We start from the raw sequence: 21,760 nt of genomic DNA on the forward strand, positions 1-21,760 counted from the left end.
GTCGGGGGTGGTGCGGAGGGGTCAGCCGCAGGTGCCGGCGGGGCGGGGGCGGGTGGTGAGGGTGGTCCAGCCGGTGGTGCCGTCGAGCCAGACGACCTGGGTGCCGGAGACCGCGGCCGGGGAGACCTGCTCACCGCGGTTGCAGGAGACACGCTCCTTGCGGGAGCCGTCGGTGGTGAACTGCCAGTTCTTCGGCAGGGTCTCGTTGCGCCAGGTGGTGTCCGGGACGGTCGCGTTGACGGTGACCGCGGTCTCGGAGACCGTGAGGTCGGAGGCGATCAGCGCGGCCGGCTTGCCCTCGGCGGAGATGTCGTAGGCACCGGTGCCGTCCAGGTTGGCGCGGCGGATGCCGGTCTGGCCCTCGTCGTTGACGTTGGCCTCGGTGAGCCAGAAGACATGGCTGCCGTTGATGCCGGTCTGGCCCAGGGACTCCGGCTCGTCGAGCTGCTCGGTGAGGGTGGTGCGGCCGGTGGAGAGGTCGAGCACCTCCACCCCGAGGCGGTAGGCGCCGGTGGTGGCGTCCGGGTAGAGCTTGGCGTAGGCGATCCGGCCGTTGCGGACGGACGGAAGGGCGGTGAGGATCTCGTCGCTGTTGCCGTCGACGGCGGTGGGCCGGGGGTCGCCGGGGCGCAGGTACTGGACGTGCCGGTCGAAGAGGCCCAGGGTCTCGAAGACGACGGTGCCCTTGTCGACGCGGAGGCCGGAGACATCCGAGCTGGTGGAGGAGTAGAGCTTCTTGACGGGGCCGCCGGCCAGGGGGCGGGAGAGGATGTCCAGGCCGTCGGGGCCGTACGCGGTCCAGACGACGGTGGTGCCGTCGGTGGCCGGGTTGACGTGGTAGCGCCCGTCGTTGGGGCTGAGCAGCTTGGGCGCGCCCCTGCCGTCGGCGCGGCCGGCGTAGACGGAGTACGGCTCGGTGCCGTCGTCGTTGGACTTGGCCGCCGTCCACCAGCCGCCGCCTGCCTGCACGGAGGAGCCGATGGTGTTCAGCCGGCCGAACAGCTCGTCGGAGTCGACACCGAGGGCCAGCTCCCAGTCGTCGATGATGCCGTGGGCGTTGAAGGAGCGCTTGACGACCGCCAGTTGCTTGGCATTCGCGCCTACCTCCTTGGCGGCGGCGAGGACGGCGTTGCGGCCGTCGGTGAAGCCGTCCAGCGGGGTGAGGTAGGAGGTCAGGGCCTTGTAGACGATGCGGTCGGCGAGTTCGGCGCCGAGGTCCTGGCGCAGGTCCCACAGCGCGCCGGAGAAGATGGTGGAGTTGAGGTGCACCCCGCCGTTGTCGGTGGAGAAGGTGACACCGAGGAAGTTCTTGGACGTGGTGGCGCCGTCGTTGAGGTCGCGCAGCGCGCAGGCGCGCGGGCCGCCGGTGCGGCACAGGTCCTCGCCGATCAGGCCCGCGTCCGGGTGGTCCATCGGCGTCCCGGAGCGGTCCACGTCGATGGCGTTGCCCAGGTAGTCGGCGATCGCCTCGTTGAGGGCGCCGGACTGGCCCGCGTACACCAGGTTCGCGGTGTTCTCGACCACGCCGTGGGTCATCTCGTGGCCGACCACGTCCAGGTCGGCGGAGAGCGGGCGGTAGGTCTCGTCGCCGGAGCCGTACACCATCTTGGTGCCGTCCCAGAAGGCGTTGACATAGGGCATGCCCCAGTCGGTCACGCCCACCAGCGAGTTGACGGCGCCGCCTCGGCCGTCCAGGCCGTCCCGGCCGTGCCGCTGCTTGTAGTAGTCGTAGACCTGCCCGGCCGCCCAGTGGGCGTCCACCGCACCGGACTCGGTGGCGTCCTTGCCGAACTCGGCGGTGGGGGACGAGTACTCCTTGAGCCCGGCCGGCCAGGTGCCCATCACCTCGGCGACGTCCTTGTCCCGGGCGTCCCAGGTGGTGAGCGCGTTCTTGCTGCCGGCCGCCATCCGGGCGTCGTCGGCCAGCAGGAAGCGGCCGTCCGCCGGGCGGACCTCCAGCGGGACGCGGGTGCCGTCCAGGCGGGTGCCGGAGCCGGCGGCGGCGGATGGGGCGGCCTTGTCGGCGCCCTTCGGCGCGGGGTCGGCGGCGGTGCGCTCGGGGGCCAGGGTCTTGATGCCGCTGAAGCTGAGCAGCGGGTAGCCGGCCCGGGCGTCGACATAGACCTGCTGGATGACCGGGGCGCCGGTCACCGGGTGGGAGCCGCGCACGGTGACGTGGTACGCGAGGACGCCCGCGCCGCGCGGGACGACCACCAGGCCGGCCGCGTCGCCGCGCAGCGGCTGCGGCTCGTCCTTCTTGACCCGATTGGGCGCGTCGGTGCGGGCCAGTTTGGCGCCGCCGAGCCGCTCCAGGGTGGAGGTGACCGCGCGGCGCACCGCGGTGGACTCGTCCACGGCGGGCTTCACCCCGGCGGTGAGGCCGGTGAAGTACTTGCCGGAGGTACCGGTGACGACCCGCTTGCCGCCCGCGTTCTCCATCCGGACCACGTACTGGCCGCCGAGCACCGGCACCCCGCGGTGCTTCTGCTGGAGCCGTACGGTCTCCTCCGCGCCCTGCTTGAGGGTCTGCACGGGGGCGAGATCGCGCCCAGGTTCGGCGATCTTGTAGCGGTCCTCCTCGGCGGCGAGGTGGGCCTTGGCCGCGTCCGCCGCACCGGCCTTGGCGTCCACCGCCTCGCGGATCCCCTCGACCAGGGCGGGTGTCTCGGTCCGCGCCCCGGGGATGACGTCGATGGCCTCGGTGGGCGGCTCCACCTCCGCGGTCGGGGTCGCCGCCCCGGCTCCCGGAGCCGCCGTGATCAGCAGGCCCGCGGCGGCCAGCAGCGCCGCCGCCCTGGCCCCCGCCCGTATCGTCCGTGTCCCGCTCGCCGCCGTGTGCGTACTGGGTCTGCGCACAGTTCGTACCCCTCCCACGTGCTGGTCAGCCGTTCAGGTGGTCATGGCCATGCAAGCCGCGCAGTGCACGGGCGGCAACGGTGCGTGAGGGGTGAGAAGTGGACACGCACACTTGTGTGGCTGTGAAGGCGCCGTGAGAATCCCCCGCATGATCCAGGGAGAACTGACCACTCTCGGCCTGGGCCGGACCGAGGAACGCGCCTACGCGGCACTGCTGCGCCATCGGGCGGACGGGGCCGAGGAGTTGGCGCGGCGGCTGGGGCTGCCGCGCCGGCGGCTGGACGCGGCGCTGGACCGGCTCGTACGGCACGGCTTCGCCAGCCCTCCGGACGGGGAGGGCACCGACGGCCTGCCCCGGCCCGCCCAACCGGCCGCCATCCGCTCGCTGATCCACCGCCGCCAGGCCGAACTGCATCTGCGGTCGGCTGAGTTGGAGCGGCTGCGGATGGCGGCCGAACGGCTCGAACCACCGGACGCGGGGACGGGCGGGGAGGTGGAGACGGTGAGCGGCCGGGCGGCGGTCGCCGAGTGGACGGCCCGGCTGCTGGCGGGGGCGCGGCAGGAGGTGGCGCTGCTGGACCGCGTCCCGTACGCCCTACGGGAGCTGCCGGAGGTGGGGCCGGGGGTGGGGGTACGGGCGGTGCTGGCCGGGCCCCGGCCGGTCACCGGTTCGCCCGACTCGCCGTCTGACGGTGCTCCGGCCGCTTCGGGGGTCTCCGGGCCGGGGGCCGGTACGCCCGGGCCGGTTGACGGCCACGGGGCCTCCTCCGCGCTGTCCGGGCCGGGGGTGCGGACGGCGGCCGAGGTGCCGGTGCGGCTGCTGATCGTGGACCGCCGTACCGCCCTGCTGCCCCCGGCCCATCCGGAGGACCCGGCGGCCGGGGCGCTGCTGGTGCGGGACGGTCCGCTCCGGGCGGCGCTGCTCGGGCTGTTCGACACGGCGTGGGAGCGGGCCGCGCCACCGGACCCGGCCCCGGGCGACGGTGCGCTGACCGGCCCGGAACGGGAGCTGCTGGCGCTGCTGGCGGCGGGGCTGAAGGACGAGGCGATCGCCCGCCGGCTGGGTGTCCATGTGCACACCGCCCGCCGCCGGATCAGCCGCCTGCTGGAGTGCCTGGACGCCCGCACCCGGTTCCAGGCGGGGGCGCGGGCGTCGGTGCGGGGGTGGTTGGAGGCTTAGGCCGAGCTGAGGCGGCGCACACCTGCGTGCGCGGCAGATCTGGGGCCTACTCGTCCAGGCCGCTCACGGCTGAAGCAGACGAACCCACGGCGCCAGGCGACCTCGATCGATAAGCTGACTAGTGGCGCCTGGTCGAAGCTCGAGGAGCCAGATCGACACGGAGGACGGATGCTGACACGGCTTGAGGTTAACGGCTTCAAGAACCTACTGGATCTGAGTATTGATTTCGGCCCTTTCACCTGCATCGCCGGGGAAAACGGAACCGGAAAATCCAACGTGTTTGACGCAGTACAGTTCCTCTCCCTCCTCGCCGACCGATCCCTCATGGATGCAGCCAAAGAGGTTCGCGATGTCCTAGGGGAAAGCCATGGAGATCCTCGCGACCTTTTCTGGAAGGGGTACGAGCGGGGCGAGCACCGTATGAGCTTCGCCGCAGAGATGATCGTCCCAGACCGCATCGAAGATGCTTTCGGGCGCGCCACCATGGCCACCACCACCTTTCTGCGCTATGAGCTGGAGATCGGATACAAGGAACCGTCCGGACTTGATCGGTTCGGCCGGATCGCGCTTCTTCGAGAGGAACTCAGGCCCGTCACCAAGGCCACAGCCAGACAACGCCTCAAATTTGCACACAGCGCGACCAAATTCCGAGATGTCGTCGTTCGCGGCTACCGCAGCGGAATTCCGTACATCTCGACCGAGATAGACGATCGTTCAGGCGAGGCGCTGGTCAGGATCCATCAGGACGGCAAGAGCCGCGCGCAAACGAAAGCCGCTTCAGCGTCCAGGGCGCCTGCAACCGTGGTCTCCACCATCACTTCCAGTGATGATCCGACCATTCTGACCGCACGTAGGGAGATGGAGTCATGGAGGCGTCTCGCTCTTGAGCCGTCGGCATTGCGAAGTGCGGACCTATTCACGGATACTCAGCGGATGGGCGTCAACGGCGCCCATCTGCCCGCGACTCTCTATCGCGTGGCGCACACTGATCCCAACGGAGATCCCGACCAGGTGTATGCCCGAGTTGCGGGACGCCTGTCGGACCTGAGTGGCATCCGCATCACCGATCTCAAGGTGGACCAAGACGAAGTCCGCCAACTGTTGACGGTGCAGGTCGAGGAGACGACCGGCATGCTGCTGCCGGCACGTAGCCTTTCTGAAGGGACATTGCGCTTCCTTGCTCTGTGCGTCCTCCTTGAAGACACGACCGTCGGCGGGATGGTCTGCATGGAGGAACCGGAAAACGGCATCCATCCTGCCAGCCTCCCGGCGATGGTCGACTTGCTGCGCGACCTCGCCATTGACCCGACTGCTCGGCCGGACGCAGACAACCCGTTTCGGCAGGTGCTCATCAACACTCATTCACCGGGAGTGGTTCAACTCGTCCATCCGGATGACCTGCTCTTCGCGGATACCGCATTGCACCGAACAGAGCACGGAAACACCGCCCGCGGGCTCCGCCTGCGCCCCCTTGCTGACACGTGGCGTGCGGAGAAGGGACGTCGCGACTACGTAACCAAGGCAGACATTCTCCCCTATCTGACCACTCCTCCGGGCGCGCAGGTCACGCTGGACTGGGAGGTGGCGTGACCTTCCGCATCCTCTTTACAGGGGAGGGGTCCAGCGACAATGGTCTCGTTCCGCATATCGAGTTTGTGGCTGCCAAGTGCGGGGTGCCCGTGGCCGTTACTTCGCCCGACTTCGGCCGACTCAACCACGCCAAGGCACATGCAGTCCGGGACAAACTCCGCGCTGTGCAAGGGTTCGGTGGGGACTACGACCTCGTGATCGTGCATCGCGACGCTGACAGAGGTCCAGCAGAAGAGAGACGCCTGGAGATCGCCGAAGCCATGGCGCAAGAATGGCCCGGCCAAAATCACATCGCCGTTGTTCCCGTCAGAGCCCTGGAGGCATGGCTGCTGCTCGACGAGTCGGCGATCCGCCAGGTCGCCGAGAACCCGAATGGCCGTGCACGTCTTGTCTTGCCCAGGGGTATCACCGCTGAACAGATCAAAGATCCGAAGGCGGCACTGCGGACTGCACTCGCCACTGCCAACGGCTCGACAGGTCGACGACTGGAAAAGTTTCGACAGCGGTTTCCACACCACCGCCATAAGCTCTTGCAGCGTCTCGATCCCGGAGGGCCGGTGACACAACTCTCATCGTGGAGAGAATTTATCGAGGACCTTCAGAAGGCTCTCACGACCCGGTAGAAGGGATAAGTAGCGCTGTTCCTGGACGCCCGCACCCGGTTCCAGGCGGGGGCGCGGGCGTCGGTGCGGGGGTGGTTGGAGGCCTAGCGCTACGAGCGGAGGGCGGCGGCCTTGTCGCGGGCCGGGGCCTCCTGGGGCGGGACCGAGGGGCGGGCGGTGGCCTCGGGAGAGGGTTCCTGGTGGTCCCGTCGCCCGGGCCGGACCAGGGCGAGGACCAGCAGGCCGCCGAGCGCCGCCGCGGCGGCCGAGAGCAGGAAGACCTGGTCCAGGCCGGAGGCGAAGGCCCGGTGCACCAGCTCGCGGGCGGCCGGCTGGGCGCTGCCCGGGACGGCGGCCACCAGGTGCTGGGCCTGGCCCCCGGCCAGCGCGGCGGCGGCCTCCTTCGGGTCGGGCACGTTCCCGGCACCGGCCAGCACCCGGTCGGCGCGGCCGGTGAAGACGGCGCCCAGCACCGCGATGGCCAGGGTCATCCCGAGCTGGCGGAAGGTGTTGACGGCGCCGCCCGCCATCCCGGCCCGGCGCGGCTCCACCGTGGCGGTGGCCGCCGAGACCAGTACGGGGGTGGCCAGGCCCACGCCGATACCGGTCACCACCAGCCCGGCCACCAGGGAGCCGCGCCCGGCGTCGGTGTCCATCCCGGCCCGGAGCAGCAGCATCCCGGCGGCCACCGCGAGCAGCCCGCCACCGATCGGCAGCCGGGGGGCCAGCCGCTGGATGTGCCGTCCGGCCACGGCGGCCACCAGGAACGAGGCCGCGGCCAGCGGGGTGAGGGCCAGACCGGCGGCGATGGGGCCGAGCTCCAGGACGGACTGGAGCCAGATGGAGACCAGCACCAGGCAGCCGAACGCCCCGCCCTGGAGCAGCAGCGCGCCGCCCATCAGCCCGGCGAAGGACGGCCGCCGCAGCAGCGCCAGGTCGAGCATCGGGGTGCGGCCGCGCCGCTCAGCCCGCAGTTCGACGGCGGTGAAGACGGCGAGGGCGACGGCGGCGGCCGTGAAGGCGGCCAGCACCTCCGGGGAGGTCCAGCCGGCATCGCCGCCGCGGATCAGGGCGTAGGTGAGGGAGCCCGCGGCCACGGTGAAGGTGGCCGCGCCCGCCACGTCCACCCGAGGGCGGGCGGTGGGCCCGGCCGGGACCGTCGGGGCCGGGATGACGCGCAGGGTCAGGGCGATGGCGGCGGCCGCGATCGGCAGGTTGACCAGGAAGATCGACGGCCAGCCGAAGTGCTCGGTGAGCAGTCCGCCGAGCAGCGGCCCGGCGGCGGCCGCAGCCCCGTTGGCGGCGCCCCACACCCCGAACGCGGTGCCCCGGTCGCGGCCCTGGTAGGAGCCGACCAGCAGGGCCGCCGAGGTGGCGAACATGGCGGCACCGCCGGCGCCCTGCACCACCCGGGCGGCGATCAGCAGCTCCACGTTGGGCGCCAGACCGCAGGCCAGCGAGGCGACGGCGAAGACCCCGAGCCCGTAGAGGTAGAGCCGGCGGTGGCCGAAGCGGTCGGCCAGCGAGCCGGAGGCCAGCAGCAGGGCGGCGAGCGCCAGCGCGTATCCGTCGATCACCCACTGGAGGGCGGAGAAGGAGGCGTCCAGTTCGGCGGAGACGGCCGGCAGGGCCACGTTCACGATGGTGACGTCCACCAGCAGGATGAAGGCGCCCAGGCAGACGGCCACCAGGGGCCACCACTTGCGCATGTCGAGAATCTCCGTTCACTCGCGTTTCGGGTAGGCCGGGCGGCGGTTCCGGCCCCGTTCGCGAGTCTGGGCGGAGAGCACGGCCGCCCCGCAGTCAAGAGGCGGGCGGTGCGCGAAATCGACAATGATGGGCACCATGGCGACGTATCTCGACATGGAGGAGACCCCTCGGCCCGTTCTGGCCGAGGCGGACCGGGCGCTGGTCCAGGCGCTCCAGCTCAACGGGCGGGCCTCCTTCCGCGAGCTGGGGCAGGTGCTGGGCGTCTCCGACCAGACGGTGGCCCGGCAGCTGACCCGGCTCCGCTCCGCCGGGACGGTGCGGCTGCTCGGGCTGACCGATCCGCTGCGGCTCGGCGAGACGCCCTGGTTCGTCCGGGTACGGTGCACCCCGGACGCGGCCGACTCCATCGGCCGGGCGCTGGCCCGCCGCACCGACACCACCTGGGTCAACCTGATGGCGGGCGGCACCGAGATCAGCTGCTCGGTGCGCACCCCGGACACCGGCCGGGGCGACGCGCTGCTGCTCCAGCGGCTGCCGCACACCCCGAGGGTGGTGGATGTGACCGCGCACTGCCTGCTGCACATCTTCTTCGGCCAGAACCTCAGCACGATCACCAAGACCGGTCCGCTCCGGCCCGAGCAGGCCGCCGCGCTGGCCCCGCAGCCCAGTCGGCAGCCGGGCGGGGACACCGATCCGGCCGATGCCGTGCGGCTGGACCAGGGCGACCGGCTGATGCTGGATCTGCTGGCCCGGGACGGCCGGGCCCCGACCGGCGAACTCGCCCAGGCCACCGGCTGGTCGCCGTCGACCGTGCGCCGCCGGATGGCCGAGCTGGTGGCCGAGGGGGTGCTGTACTTCGACGTCGACTACCACCCGGACGTACTGCACCGCTCGTTCAGGGCCGCGCTCTGGCTGGAGGTGGACCCGGCCCAGCTGGCCGCCGCGGGTGCGGCCCTGGCCGCCCACCCGGAGATCTCCTTCGCGGCGGCGGTCACCGGGGCGGCCAATCTGTACGCCGCCGTCGACGTGGCCAGCGTCCAGGTCTTCTACCGCTATGTCACCGAGTCGGTGGCGGCGCTGCCCGGGCTGCGGCACACGGTCACCACCCCGATCCACCGCACCCTCAAGGGCGCCGGACCCTACCGCTGAGCGGCACGGGTGGAGACGCGAGACGGCCCCGCCGCACCCGTACGGGGTACGGCGGGGTCCGCTGTCGAGACCGACCGGGGTCAGGCGGCCACCGGCACCTCCGGCTCCGTGTCTCCGGATCCGTCCTCGGATCCGGATCCGTCCTCGGATCCGGATCCGTCCTCGGATCCGGCCGTCGCCGGGGCGAGGGCCAGCTCCAGCACCTGGCGGACGTCGGTGACCGGGTGGACCTCCAGCGTGTCCAGGATCTCGGCCGGGACGTCGTCCAGGTCGGCCTCGTTCCGCTTGGGGATCACCACGGTGGTGATGCCCGCGCGGTGCGCGGCGAGCAGCTTCTGCTTCACCCCGCCGATCGGCAGCACCCGCCCGGTCAGGGACACCTCCCCGGTCATCGCCACATCGGTGCGCACCAGCCGCCCGGACAGCAGCGAGGCGAGCGCCGTGGTCATGGTGACGCCCGCGCTGGGGCCGTCCTTGGGCACCGCCCCGGCCGGGAAGTGGATGTGCACGCCCCGGTCCTTCAGCCCGGTGACCGGGAGTTCCAGTTCGGCGCCGTGCGAGCGGAGGAAGCTCAGCGCGATCTGCGCGGACTCCTTCATCACGTCGCCGAGCTGGCCGGTGAGGGTCAGTCCGGCCGCCCCGGTCTCCGGGTCGGCGAGCGAGGCCTCCACGAAGAGGACGTCGCCGCCGGCGCCGGTGACCGCGAGGCCGGTGGCCACCCCGGGCACGGCAGTGCGGCGCTCGGCCGGGTCCTGGGCGGACTCCGGTACGTGGTGGGGGCGCCCCACCAGTCCGCGCAGGTCGCCGTCGGTGACGGTGAACGGCAGCTTCCGCTCGCCCAGTTCGCTCTGCGCGGCGATCTTGCGCAGCAGCCGGGCGAGGGAGCGTTCCAGGTTCCGTACGCCGGCCTCGCGGGTGTACTCCCCGGCCAGCTTGCGCAGCGCGCCCTCGTCCAGGGCGACCTCGCCGTCGGCCAGTCCGGCCCGCTCCAGCTGGCGGGGCAGCAGGTGGTCGCGGGCGATGACGACCTTCTCGTCCTCGGTGTAGCCGTCCAGCCGGACCAGCTCCATCCGGTCCAGCAGCGCCTCGGGGATGGCCTCCAGGACGTTGGCGGTGGCGAGGAACACCACGTCGCTGAGGTCGAGTTCGACCTCCAGGTAGTGGTCGCGGAAGGTGTGGTTCTGGGCCGGGTCGAGCACTTCGAGCAGGGCGGCCGCCGGGTCGCCCCGGAAGTCGGAGCCGACCTTGTCGATCTCGTCCAGCAGCACCACCGGGTTCATCGAACCGGCCTCCTTGACGGCCCGCACGATCCGGCCGGGCAGCGCGCCGACGTAGGTGCGCCGGTGGCCGCGGATCTCCGCCTCGTCCCGTACACCGCCGAGGGCGACCCGGACGAACTCGCGGCCCATGGCGTGCGCCACCGACTGCCCGAGGGAGGTCTTGCCGACCCCGGGCGGGCCGACCAGCGCGAGGACCGCGCCGCCGCGCCGTCCGCCGACCACCCCGAGGCCTCGGTCGGCGCGCCGCTTGCGGACGGCCAGGTACTCGGTGATGCGCTCCTTCACGTCGTCCAGACCGGCGTGCTCAGCGTCCAGTACGGCGCGGGCGCCGCGGATGTCGTAGCGGTCCTCGGAGCGCTCGTTCCACGGCAGCTCCAGGACGGTGTCCAGCCAGGTGCGGATCCAGGAGCCCTCCGGGGACTGGTCGCTGGACCGCTCCAGCTTCTCGACCTCCTTGAGCGCGGCCTCGCGGACCTTCTCCGGCAGGTCGGCGGCCTCCACCCGGGCCCGGTAGTCGTCGCTCTCCTCGCCCTCGCCGTCCTCGCCGTTGAGCTCGCGCAGCTCCTTGCGTACGGCGTCCAGCTGGCGGCGCAGCAGGAACTCGCGCTGCTGCTTGTCGACGCCCTCCTGGACGTCCTTGGCGATGGACTCGGCCACGTCCTGCTCGGCCAGGTGCTCGCGCAGCTGCTCGGTGGCGAGCCTCAGCCGGGCGACCGGGTCCTCGGTCTCCAGCAGGGCGATCTTCTGCTCGATGGTGAGGAACGGGGAGTAGCCGGAGTTGTCGGCGAGCGCGGAGACCCCGTCAATCTGCTGGACGCGGTCCACCACCTGCCAGGCGCCGCGCTTGCGCAGCCAGCTGGTGGCCAGCGCCTTGTACTCCTTGACCAGCTCGGCCACCGCGCCCGGCACCTCGGAGACGGTCTCCTCGATCCGGGTGCCCTCCACCCACAGCGCGGCGCCCGGCCCGGTGGTCCCCGCGCCGATCCGCACCCGGCCGCGCCCGCGCACCAGCGCCCCGGGGTCGCCGTCGGAGAGCCGGCCCACCTGTTCGACGGTGCCGAGCACCCCGGTGGCGGCGTAGGAACCCTCGATCCGCGGCACCATCAGCACCCGCGGCTTGGCTCCGGCCGGCCCGTCGGCACGGGCGGCGGCCTGCGCGGCCTCCACGGCGGCGCGTACATCGGGATCGGTCAGGTCCAGTGGCACCACCATCCCGGGCAGCACGACCTCGTCGTCGAGCGGCAGCACGGGCAGGGTGACGGCGGTGGCGTCCGCCCAGGACTCGTTGGCCATGATCTCCCCTTCGGCAGTCAAGTTGAGCCCAGCAAGCTCAATTCATATGTACGGGATCAATGCATGGCGGGTCCGGGATGTTCCCGGATCCTCCGCGAGGGGCGTTCGCTCTGAGCGATCAAGGACTTTCCCGCACCGCGGTGGGGCGCAACTGGTCCGGAGGCGCGCCAGCCCTCCCGTGGGGTGACAGTGGGAACAACGGGCCGCACTCGACCTCGGGAGCCCTCATGGACCCTGCTGCCGCCGCCTCCGGAGGGGCGCGTACGGAACGGCCGGTGCGGCACGGCGCGGTGCTGGCGGTGACCTGTCTGGCGCTCGCCACCGTCGTCGCGGCCATGGCCTCGCTGAACGTGGCGCTGCCGGACATCGCGCGGGAGACCCACGCCAGCCAGACGGACCTGTCCTGGATCATCGCCGCCTACAGCCTGGTCTTCGCCTCGCTACTGCTGTTCGCCGGGACCCTGGGCGACCGGTTCGGCCGCCGCCGGGCCCTGCTGGGCGGGCTCGCCCTGTTCGCCGCGGCCTCGCTGGGGGCGACCTTCACCACCCACCCCGGGGCGCTGATCGCCCTGCGTGCCGTGCTGGGGCTGGCCGCCGCGTTCGTCATGCCGGCCACCCTGTCCACCATCACCAGCACCTTCCCCCGGGAGCAGCGGGCGCGGGCGGTCAGCGTCTGGGCGGCCGTCGCGGGCGCCAGCGCGGTGATCGGGCTGCTGGCCGCCGGGGCGGCGCTGGAGGCCTGGTCCTGGCGGTCGGTGTTCTGGCTCAACGTGGTGCTGGCCGGGATCGCGCTGGCCGGCACCCTCGCCGTGGTGCCGGAGTCGGCCGAACCGGGGCGGCGCGGGATCGACCTGGTCGGGGCGGCCCTCACCGTGGTCGGTCTCGGCGCCCTCGTCTACTCCGTCATCGAGGCCCCCGACCACGGCTGGGGTGCCCCGCGCACCCTGGCCGGCATCGGGATCGGCCTGGTCGTGCTGGCCGGTTTCGTCGGCTGGGAGCTGCGCCGGACGGACCCGCTGCTGGACCCGCGGCTGTTCCGGCACCCGCACCTCTCCGCCGGGGCGCTCTCGGTGGCGCTGCAGTTCTTCGGCTTCTTCGGCTTCACCTTCGTGCTGATGCAGTACCTCCAGCTGGTGCGCGGGGACAGCGCGCTGGTGGCGGCGGTCAGTGCGCTGCCGATGGCCGCGGTGATGATCCCCAGCACCCGCCTCTCCCCCGTGCTGACCGCCCGCTTCGGCGCCCGCGGCCCCTGGGTCCTCGGGCTGCTGGCGGTCGCCGCGGGCCTGGCGGTCCTCGCCCTGCTCGACGCGGACAGCGCCTACGGGCATCTGCTGGCCGGGCTGCTGCCGCTCGGCGCGGGGATGGGGCTGGCGATGACCCCGGCCACCGCCGCCATCACCGACACCCTCCCGGCCCGGCTGCAGAATGTGGGCTCCGCCGTCAACGACCTCTCCCGGGAGCTGGGCAGCGCCCTGGGCATCGCCGTACTGAGCAGCGTGCTGGCCTCCACGTACCGGAGCGATCTGGTCGTCACCGGGCTGCCCGCCCCGCTGGCCGGCACCGCGCGCTCCTCGCTGGCCGCCGCCTACGCCCTCGGCGACCCGGCGCTGATCGCCCGCGCCCGGGACGCGTTCGTCTCCGGAATGCAGCTGGCCCTGCTCGCCGGAGCCGCGGCCGCGGTGCTCGCCGCCCTCGCCGTGGCCTTCCTGCTGCGCCAGCGCGCCGGGCAGGGACGGCCTCTCGCGCGCTGACGCCGGTTACCCGCCCGGCGAGGACGCCAAGGACACCGCCGCCGAGCGTCAGGGGGTTCGCGCCGCCGGGTCCGCCGCGGGCGAGGGCGCCCGGGGCGCGGGCACCGGCGGCGCGGCGGTGAACTCGGCCTTCCGGGATCTGCGCAGGGCCCGGACGCCCTCGCGCCGGACCTTCCCCGATTCGGTGCGCGGCAGATCGTCCACGAACTCCAGGAACCGGATCGGCTGGGGTTCGGGCAGCCGCTGCCGAAGGTGGGCGAAGAGCGCCTCGGCGGTGGCCCGGGTGGCGTTCCACCCGGCGGCGAGCACGACGTACGCCTTGGGCACCAGCGCCGGGCCCTCGGACACCGGCACCACCGACAGTTCGGCGACGGCGGGGTGCAGCACCAGCTGGTGTTCGAGCGCGAGCGGGGCGATCAGCGCCCCGTCCGGTCCCTCGAACACGTCCTTGGACCGCCCGAGGTAGACCAGGGACCCGTCGCCGTTCCACCGGGCCAGGTCACCGGTCCGGTAGAGGCCGCCGGGGGTGTGGAGGGAGGCGTTGTCCTCCGGGTCGAGGTAGCCGCGCATCATGCCGACGGGCTGGTCGGTCAGGTCCAGGCAGAGTTCGCCCTCCTGGGCCGGCTCGTCGGTGCCCGGCCGGACCACCACCAGCGTGTAGCCCGGCAGCGGGTGGCCCATGGACACCGGGTCCGCCGTGGAGGAGGCGGTGACCCCGGCCATGGCGGTGACCTCGGACTGCCCGAAGCCGTTGCGGACGGTCACCCCTGACAGGGCGTGGACCTGCTGGACCACGTCGCCCATGAGCGGTTCGCCGACGCTGACGGCGTGCCGCACACCGGGCAGGCCGTCGGGCAGGCCGGTCCGGATGAGAGCCCGCCAGGTGCTGGGCGGGGCGCAGAAGCTGCTGACCGTCCCGGTGCGCAGGACGTCCAGCAACCGCTGCGGGGTCACCTCGGCGCTGTCCATGGAGACCACCGTGGCCTCGGCGTTCCAGGGTCCGAACAGCGAGCTCCACGGGTACTTCGCCCAGGCCGGGGCGGAGACGTTGAGGTGGGTGTCGCCGGGCTTCAGACCGTTCCAGTACATGCTGGCCAGATGGCCGATCGCATAGCTGACATGGGTGTGCACCACCAGTTTCGGCCGCGAGGTGGAGCCGGAGGTGAAGTAGTAGAACAGCGGCTCGCCGGCCTCGGTGGGGCCCTGCGGCACGAAGTCGCCCTGGTGTTCGGCCGCGGCGGCGAAGCCGGTCCATCCCTCGTGCTCCCCGCCCACCACGATCCGGGTCCGCAGCCCGTCCGCCGCGAGTCCCGGCACCACCCGGTGGTCCGCGATGATGTGCCGGGCCGAGGCCCGGTCGATCCTGGTGCGCAGTTCCTCGGGCGAGATGGAGAGGAAGAGCGGGACGACGACGGCCCGGACCTTGATCAGTGCGAGCATCAGCTCCCACAGTTCGAGGCGGTTGTCCATCAGCAGGATCACCACCTCGCCCCGGCGCACGCCCTGCGACTGGAGCCAGTCGGCGGTCCGGTGGGAGCGCCGGGAGAGCTCCTGGAAGGTCAGTTCGCCCTGGCCCACGATGCGCAGGGCCACCCGGTCGTTGTCCTCGGCGATCCGGTCGAACCAGTCAAGCGCCCAGTTGAACCGCCGCGGCCGCGGCCACCGGAACGCCTGGTGCGCGGCTTCGTGGTCCCCGGCGTGCCGCAGCAGGAGGTCCCGCGCGGCCCGGAACTCCGTGTAGGCATCGTCTGGCACGGACACGGTGTCCCCGTTCACTGGAAGGCGTTGGACGCGGCCCGGCGCAGCACGCTGAGTGCGATGACGTCGGCGTCCCTGGAGAAGGAGGTGTGCACGCCCGGCCGGCCGTTGCCGATCTGGGTGAACCAGCACACCCGCTCGGTCGGGATGCCCAGGGCGTAGACGGCCCGGTGCGGTCGGCCGCCGGCGGTGATCACCCGGCGCTCGGCCGGGGTGATGTGCAGCGCGCCGGTCTCGAACACCTCGTCGTCGTCGCTGTGCGCGAATCCGACGGCCATCCGCTCGTCGACCAGTTGCCGCATCAGCGGATCGGTGTTGCGCACCAGACCGGCGGTCGGGATCCGCGAGTCGACGAGGATGTCGCAGTGCTTGCGCACGCCCTCGACGGCCGGGGACTCCAGATAGAACCGGCCCTGTACGGCGTCGCATCCGTGCCGCACATCCGGCCCCGCGATCTCCAGCACCTTGGCCTCGATCAGGGCCAGGAACTGGGCGGAGCGCTCCAGCGGCGGGCCGGTGAAGAGCCGCGAGGTCCGCGAGACGAACCGGCCGAGGAAGTCGGCCCGATGGGATCGGGGCGTGAGGCCGCCGAAGTCCACGGCGTACCTCAGCACTTCGCGGGAGTCGCGGATGGCGTCCAGCGCGGCCTTGAGCGCGCTGTCCACATTGCCCTGACCGGCTTCCGCGATGTCGGCGCGCATGATGCGCCCCACCTCGGCGACGAAGCTCGCCTCCGAGTCGAACCGCTCGGTCCGAAACGGCCTGGCCAGCCGCTCCAGGTCGACGGGCGCCACGTCCTTCAGCCCCTGGCGCACGGCCGGCCCGCGCCAGCTCGCCAGGTCCGGGCCGAGTGCGCGCAGCTCGGCGGCGAACTCCTCGGCCCGCTCCGCCCCGTACTGGATCCGTGCCTGGGTGGTGTAGTAGACGTAGTTGATCTCCGCTTCCAGCAGCGGAAGCACGTCCTGGTCGAAGTCCAGGCTCGGCCTGCCCCGACGCGCGACGCTCTGCTCGCGCAGCCGTCCGATGGCGGCCGAGGTGAGGAACCTCGGCGCCGCGCGGCCGGTCACGTCCTTCTGGTTGCGGCCCCGGGAGAGGATCGGCAGCCCGCTGCGGGAGCCCGCGATCACGGTGGGCTCGTTGCCGCTGGGGACGTAGAACATCGTCCCGTCGACGCTCTCCTTGAACTTCCCGCCCCGGCCGACGGTGCAGGACATCAGGATGTCGTAGAACGACAGACCGAGCCCCAGAACACCGACCACGGCGTGCGGCGGGATCGAGGGCAGGTCCAGGTCGGCGGCCGAATCGCCGCTGAGGTAGCGGAGTCCGGGCCGCTCCCGCGCGAACCGTGCCAGCGCGGACTGGTGCTCGGTCAGCTCCGCCCGGGCGTGGCCGGAGGTGATCACCACCGCGTCGGCGGTGACGGTCGTCTCCTCCTCCGGCGTGGACACCTCCAGCGTGTAGGTGTCCCCGGTCTCCCGCAACGAGGTCACCGTGCCGACCACCTCGACGACCTCGCCGAGCCCGGACATGCCGCGTACCACCGCGTCGTACACGTACCGCAGGTACCTGCCGTACGCGTACCTCGGCGCGTAGTCGTCACGGCCGAGACCGGAGAGGGCCGGGTCCGGCTGGGTGCGTAACCACTGCTGGAAGGACAGGCCGGCGCCCGGCCGGCACGGCCCGCCGTCGGCCACCCCGGAGAACATGCTGATCTCGCCGACCACGGTGTTCATCAGGAAGCAGGACTCCTGATCGGTGCGCCAGATCCGGCCCGCCCCCAGCTCCACCGCGTCGATCAGCCGGATCCGGAACCGCGGTGGGTCCGCGTCCGCCGCCAGATGGGCCGCGATCCGCTCGAAGACCGAGATCCCGCGCGGTCCGGTACCCACGATGACGACGTCCCGTACCTCGTCGGTCAGTTGTCGCACGGCCTGTCCCCCCTTGGTGAAGCGTGTCGTCAGCGCGCTGCCGCGCCCAGGTCGTCCACGGCCGGCAGGCGGCCGAGCGAGGCGGCGATCAGCTCGTCGGAGGCCGCCATGTCGGTCATGCCGCCGCTGAGGAAGTGCTCGTAGGCCGACAGGTCGAGCAGTCCGTGGCCGCTGAGGTTGAACAGGATGACCTTCTCCCTGCCCTCCTTCTTGGCCAGCAGCGCCTCGTCGATGGCGGCCCGGATGGCGTGCGCCGACTCGGGGGCCGGGATGATGCCCTCCTCGTTGGCGAAGGTGATGCCGGCCTCGAAGACCGAGTGCTGCGGGTAGGCCACCGCGTCGATCAGCTTCTGGTGGTACATCGCGCTCACCAGGGGGGCGGCGCCGTGGTACCGCAGGCCGCCGGCGTGGATGCCCGGGGAGACGAAGGTGTGCCCCAGGGTGTACATCTTCGTCATCGGCGTGACGCCGGTGTAGTCGTTGTAGTCCCAGGCGTAGCGGCCCTTGGTGAGCTTCGGGCACGCCTCCGGTTCCACCGCGACGAACCGGGTGTCCAGACCGTCGCGCACCTTCTCGTGGAAGAACGGCAGGGTGATGCCGGAGAAGTTGCTGCCCGCGCCGACCGAACCGATCACCACGTCCGGGAAGTCGCCGATCGCGCGGAACTGCCGGACCGCCTCCTGCCCGATCACGGTCTGGTGCAGCAGGACGTGGTTCTCCCCGCTCCCCACCGACAGGTTGCAGCGCTCCACCTGCCGGGCGTGCTCGAAGGCCTCCGCGTTGGCGATGGACAGGCTGCCGTCGGTGTTCGGGTCGCGGGCCAGCGCGGCGCGGCCGGCCTCGGAGTCCTTGTGGGGGCTGGAGATGACCTCGGCCCCGTTCATCTCCATCATGATCCGGCGGTAGGGCTTCTGGTTGTAGCTGACCCGCACCATGTAGACGGTGCACTTGATGCCGAAGATGCGGCAGGCGACAGCGAGGGCCGACCCCCACTGACCGGCGCCGGTGCCGGTGGTCAGGCTGGTGATGCCCGCCTGCTTGTAGTAGTAGGCCTGCGCCAGCGCGGTGTTGAGCTTGTGGCTGCCGGTGGTGTTGGTGCCCTCGTACTTGTAGTAGATCCTCGCCGGGGTGTCGAGCAGCCGCTCCAGCCGGTGCGCCCGGTTCAGCGGGGTCGGCCGCCAGCGCAGGTACTCGTCGCGCACCGGCTGCGGGATCTCCACGAACCGCTCCCGGCCCATGCTCTGGCGGTACATCGACAGCGGGATCTGCGGGGTGACCGGGCCGCCGTCCTGGCGGGTCTCCGGCCTGGCCTGGCGCAGCTTCGCCGCGTCCTCGACGCCGGTGAGGTCGGACAGCACGTTGTACCAGTGCGTGGGAACGATTTCTTCAGGCGTCAGCGAGGCTTCTGCCGAATTTTGCATGATGTTCTCCGATCCTGGTTGCTAGGAACGTCCGACGTGTGTCTGGACCAACTTCGCGATGTCCCCGACTCGGCTCAGCGCGGCCTCGAATATCTCGGCATCCCCGATCTTGATGTCGAACTCCTGCTCAAGTCGGACCACGATTTCGAGAATGTTGAGTGACTCGATCCCGATCTCATGCAACTCGTCATCGAGTCCGATGGTGGGCGGCGCAGACGGGCCGATGACGTCTGCGACGACCTCGCGCACCCGGGTTTCGACCTTCTCAGGAGACGTCACATCAATCCCTCTTCCTGGACAGTCTTTCGTTTTTCGCCGTTCCGCTAGACCGCGGAACCCGTCATCACCGCGGTGCGCAGCCCGAGCAGCAGCAGGATCGCGCCACTCGTCCAGGCCAGTCCCACCCGCACCGCGGGTCGGGTCAGCAGCCGTCTCGCCAGGCCGACGAGGCCGACCACCACCGCGTACCAGGCGGCGCTGATCATGATCTGGACGGCGGTCAGGGTGGCCACGTCGGCGGGCGACCCGCCGTCGGCCGGCAGGAACTGCGGGACAAGCGCCAGGTACACCGTGGCCATCTTGGGGTTGGCGGCACTGGTGACCAGCCCTGATCGGTAGGACTGCCACCAGCCGGCCGCCTCGCGCCGCTCCGTCTCCTCGGCCGGCTGATGGCCGTAGCTGCGCCGGTGGTACACCGTGGTCACCGCGAGGTAGCAGAGGTAGGCGGCGCCCGCCAGCTTGAAGAGGGTGAACACCAGCTCGGAGCTGTGCATCAGCGCGGCCAGCCCGAGCGTGGAGGCCACGGCCCACATGAGCAGTCCGGTACTGCTGCCGAGAATGGTCACCATCCCGGCCCCGCGACCGGATCTCAGCGTCTCGTTCACCAGCACCATGAATGACGGCCCCGGCGCGGCCACCATGACGAAGACGGTGGCGACGAAGACTCCGGTCACCATGCGGTTGGCTCAGTTCCGGCCATCATTCGGCCGGAATACCACCCAAGCGCTCGTACATCCAAGCGGAAGACACCTCTCCATTTTCGTCATCCTTGCTTGTCGAATGTCGGCACCGGCTTCCCGGCGTCCACGGTATTGCCGCCGTGATTTCGAGCGACCAGCTCCGTAATTGAAACATGCACCAGGCATTCATCCCAGCAACTTTCGGCCAGCTTTGTGATGCGGCCGAAAAAGCCCTGGCGTGCGCCGGCGCCCGCCCACCGTCATGGGAAATGTGCTGCGGCGGTCGGCGTGGCGGAATTGACATGAGCAGGACGCTGGTGAATACCGCCGCCCTGCGGGCCGGGCTGCCCCTACCTGGCGGACGAGGGAATCGGGGAGACCGGGGACGCCGACCGGGCACCCGGCTGACGCGGCACCGCCACGGGTACGGTCGCCGCCATGGTCGGGGCCATGGCCGCGGTCCCGGCCGCCGGCCCCCGTACCGCCGCCCGCCCCGGTACCGTCCGCCGCAGTGCCGCCCGGCGGACCAGCGGGCGGCAGGCCAGGCCCACCAGCAGCGCCAGCGGGTGGCCCCAGGCGGTGAGCGGGTCGGCGAACTCCACCAGGTCCTGGGCGAGCAGCACCGCCACCCAGCCGAGCACCAGCACCCGGGCCAGCGGGCTGAGCAGCCCGGCCAGGGCGCCCAGCGCGGCGAGCATGCCGAAGCTCACCCCGTAGTCCAGCCGGTGCAGCGAGCTGCCGGGCAGGTGCCCGGCGAGTACGGAGAGCCCGACCGGGATCTCGGTGGCCAGGGTCGCCACCACATGCCCCAGGACGAAGACGGCGGCCGTCCGCCGGCCGCCGATCCGCCGCTCCAGAGCGGTCAGGACGGCGACCAGCCCCACGGCGTACGGCGAGAGCAGCCCGCCCGGCAGCCACAGCGCGCTGGCGAGCAGCACCCGCACCGGCGTACGGGCCAGATGGGCGGCGTCCGAACTGGAGGCCTGGAGCAGCCGGCCGACGGTGTCGGGGTCGCCGTACCGGGCGAACAGCGAGGTGAGCAGCAGGACCAGCAGATAGCCGAAGGTGAACGGCGTCCCGGTCGGCGTCGGCAGCAGCCGGCCCACCCGGCGCAGCCCGGCGGCCGCCCGTACCAGGGGCGCGCGGCCGGTACCGGGGAGCGGGGCGGGCGCGACGGAACGCGGGGCGCCGCCACCGCCCGTACCGCGCGTCCGGAACCGCTCCACCGCGTGGCCGCCCTTCGATCCGGCGGCCCCGCACGGTCCGCCCGGCGGGAGCCTGCCCCCGGGCCCGGGTTCACGCCTGCCGACGGCGATGATCTACGTCACACCCCGCCGGAGGCGGGCAACTCCGACCCCGCCTCCCCCGGCCCCCTGTGTCCTTCCTCACGGCGCCACGCCCCCGACCCCAGGCCCGAAGCGCGTCAAGCACCATCCCCGTACGGCTGGTTACGCTCGGCGCATGGCTGAGACGACCCCGGCGAACCCGCTCGCCACGTTCCACCGCCCCCTGACGCAGGACCCCCCGGTGACGCTCGACCGGCGGGAGGGGCCCTACGGGGAGGTGGTGCTGCGGCGGCGCGGCGAGCTCTTCGAGATCATCGCCAACGGCACGTTCCTGATGGACACCTCCGACGGGCGGTCCGAGCGCCTGCTGGTCGACTCGGCACGGGACGCACTCGGCACCCGGGCCCATCCGACCCTGCTCATCGGAGGGTTGGGCGTCGGGTTCTCGCTGGCGCGGGCCGCCGCGGACGCCTGCTGGGGCCGGATCGCGGTGGTGGAGCGGGAGCGGGCGGTCATCGACTGGCACCGCGAGGGGCCGCTCTCCCGGATCACCGCGGAGGCGCTCGCCGACCCGCGCACGGTGCTGCTCCACGAGGACCTGGTGGCCCATGTCCAGGATGGTCCGGACACCTATGACGCACTCTGCCTGGACATCGACAACGGCCCGGACTGGACCGTCACCGAGGAGAACAACTCCCTCTACTCGCCCGCCGGTCTGGCCGCCTGCGCGGCCCGGCTCAACCCGGGCGGAGTGCTCGCCGTGTGGTCCGCCCGGCCGTCCGGCGATTTCGAAGACTCCTTGCGGAATGCCGGATTCAGCGGGGTACGGACCGAAGAGATCCCCGTTGCCCGGGGCGTACCGGACGTCGTCCACCTCGCCGTTCGCCCTGCGTAGCCGGGACGCGGTCGGTGCCTTTACGCTGCTGACCGGGCAGCCGCCGACGGCACCCGTCGCCAGTGGTGCCGTCGGACTCAGCCGCGCTGTCCGGGTACGGCA

General features: G+C 71.9%; 14 protein-coding genes and 1 pseudogene. 6 read left to right on the plus strand and 9 right to left on the minus strand.

What is annotated here, in order from left to right; translation table 11 throughout:
- Window positions 1–21: 21 nt before the first annotated feature.
- The gene (locus ABZ945_RS10460) at window positions 22–2,811 is read right to left on the minus strand and encodes a M4 family metallopeptidase (RefSeq protein ID WP_361266775.1); all 2,790 of its coding nucleotides are present in this window, start codon (window positions 2,809–2,811) and stop codon (window positions 22–24) included.
- Between the two features lie 193 nt (window positions 2,812–3,004).
- Here ABZ945_RS10460 and ABZ945_RS10465 point away from each other — a divergent pair, with 193 nt between their 5' ends.
- The 3 genes from ABZ945_RS10465 (at window position 3,005) to ABZ945_RS10475 (ending at window position 6,249) form a co-directional block, all read left to right on the plus strand.
- Window positions 3,005–4,036, plus strand: a complete 1,032-nt coding sequence (locus ABZ945_RS10465; RefSeq protein ID WP_361266719.1) for a helix-turn-helix domain-containing protein — start codon at window positions 3,005–3,007, stop codon at window positions 4,034–4,036.
- A gap of 168 nt (window positions 4,037–4,204) precedes the next feature.
- Window positions 4,205–5,626, plus strand: a complete 1,422-nt coding sequence (locus tag ABZ945_RS10470; RefSeq protein ID WP_361266721.1) for an AAA family ATPase — start codon at window positions 4,205–4,207, stop codon at window positions 5,624–5,626.
- A complete protein-coding gene (locus tag ABZ945_RS10475; protein WP_361266723.1) occupies window positions 5,623–6,249 on the plus strand; it encodes a DUF4276 family protein in 627 nt (208 codons plus the stop codon). Before ABZ945_RS10470 ends, ABZ945_RS10475 begins: the two co-directional genes overlap by 4 nt.
- Before the next feature lie 89 nt (window positions 6,250–6,338).
- Here ABZ945_RS10475 and ABZ945_RS10480 read toward each other — a convergent pair whose 3' ends face one another.
- Window positions 6,339–7,937 (minus strand): MFS transporter, encoded by a 1,599-nt coding sequence (locus ABZ945_RS10480; RefSeq protein WP_361266725.1) that lies wholly within the window; start codon window positions 7,935–7,937, stop codon window positions 6,339–6,341.
- A 136-nt stretch (window positions 7,938–8,073) separates the two neighbouring features.
- Here ABZ945_RS10480 and ABZ945_RS10485 point away from each other — a divergent pair, with 136 nt between their 5' ends.
- On the plus strand, window positions 8,074–9,087 hold the full coding sequence (locus tag ABZ945_RS10485) for an Lrp/AsnC family transcriptional regulator (RefSeq protein ID WP_361266727.1): 1,014 nt from the start codon (window positions 8,074–8,076) through the stop codon (window positions 9,085–9,087).
- Between the two features lie 176 nt (window positions 9,088–9,263).
- Here ABZ945_RS10485 and lon read toward each other — a convergent pair.
- Window positions 9,264–11,660 (minus strand): annotated as a pseudogene (gene lon, locus ABZ945_RS10490) (endopeptidase La); the annotation flags it as partial.
- A 227-nt stretch (window positions 11,661–11,887) separates the two neighbouring features.
- Here lon and ABZ945_RS10495 point away from each other — a divergent pair.
- Window positions 11,888–13,411: an MFS transporter gene (locus ABZ945_RS10495; RefSeq protein ID WP_361266729.1), complete on the plus strand. Its 1,524-nt coding sequence runs from the start codon at window positions 11,888–11,890 to the stop codon at window positions 13,409–13,411.
- A gap of 48 nt (window positions 13,412–13,459) precedes the next feature.
- On the opposite strand, the gene ABZ945_RS10500 is transcribed toward ABZ945_RS10495, so the two are convergent.
- From ABZ945_RS10500 to ABZ945_RS10525, 6 genes are all read right to left on the minus strand, one after another.
- The gene (locus tag ABZ945_RS10500) at window positions 13,460–15,166 is read right to left on the minus strand and encodes an AMP-binding protein (protein WP_361266731.1); all 1,707 of its coding nucleotides are present in this window, start codon (window positions 15,164–15,166) and stop codon (window positions 13,460–13,462) included.
- Window positions 15,167–15,183: 17 nt separating this feature from the next.
- A complete protein-coding gene (locus tag ABZ945_RS10505; protein ID WP_361266733.1) occupies window positions 15,184–17,097 on the minus strand; it encodes an FAD/NAD(P)-binding protein in 1,914 nt (637 codons plus the stop codon).
- 29 nt (window positions 17,098–17,126) lie between these two features.
- Complete coding sequence (locus ABZ945_RS10510) at window positions 17,127–18,518, minus strand: TrpB-like pyridoxal phosphate-dependent enzyme (RefSeq protein WP_361266735.1); 1,392 nt, start codon at window positions 18,516–18,518, stop codon at window positions 17,127–17,129.
- 21 nt (window positions 18,519–18,539) lie between these two features.
- A complete protein-coding gene (locus tag ABZ945_RS10515; RefSeq protein ID WP_361266737.1) occupies window positions 18,540–18,797 on the minus strand; it encodes an acyl carrier protein in 258 nt (85 codons plus the stop codon).
- A gap of 44 nt (window positions 18,798–18,841) precedes the next feature.
- A complete protein-coding gene (locus ABZ945_RS10520) occupies window positions 18,842–19,474 on the minus strand; it encodes a LysE family translocator (protein ID WP_361266739.1) in 633 nt (210 codons plus the stop codon).
- Window positions 19,475–19,827: 353 nt separating this feature from the next.
- The gene (locus tag ABZ945_RS10525) at window positions 19,828–20,613 is read right to left on the minus strand and encodes a rhomboid-like protein (protein ID WP_361266777.1); all 786 of its coding nucleotides are present in this window, start codon (window positions 20,611–20,613) and stop codon (window positions 19,828–19,830) included.
- A gap of 325 nt (window positions 20,614–20,938) precedes the next feature.
- Between ABZ945_RS10525 and ABZ945_RS10530 the strand changes: the two genes are divergently transcribed.
- Window positions 20,939–21,658 (plus strand): spermidine synthase, encoded by a 720-nt coding sequence (locus tag ABZ945_RS10530; protein ID WP_361266741.1) that lies wholly within the window; start codon window positions 20,939–20,941, stop codon window positions 21,656–21,658.
- Window positions 21,659–21,760: the final 102 nt, after the last annotated feature.

It is taken from the genome of Streptomyces sp. NPDC046887, from assembly GCF_040644755.1.
GTDB lineage: Bacteria > Actinomycetota > Actinomycetes > Streptomycetales > Streptomycetaceae > Streptomyces > Streptomyces lichenis.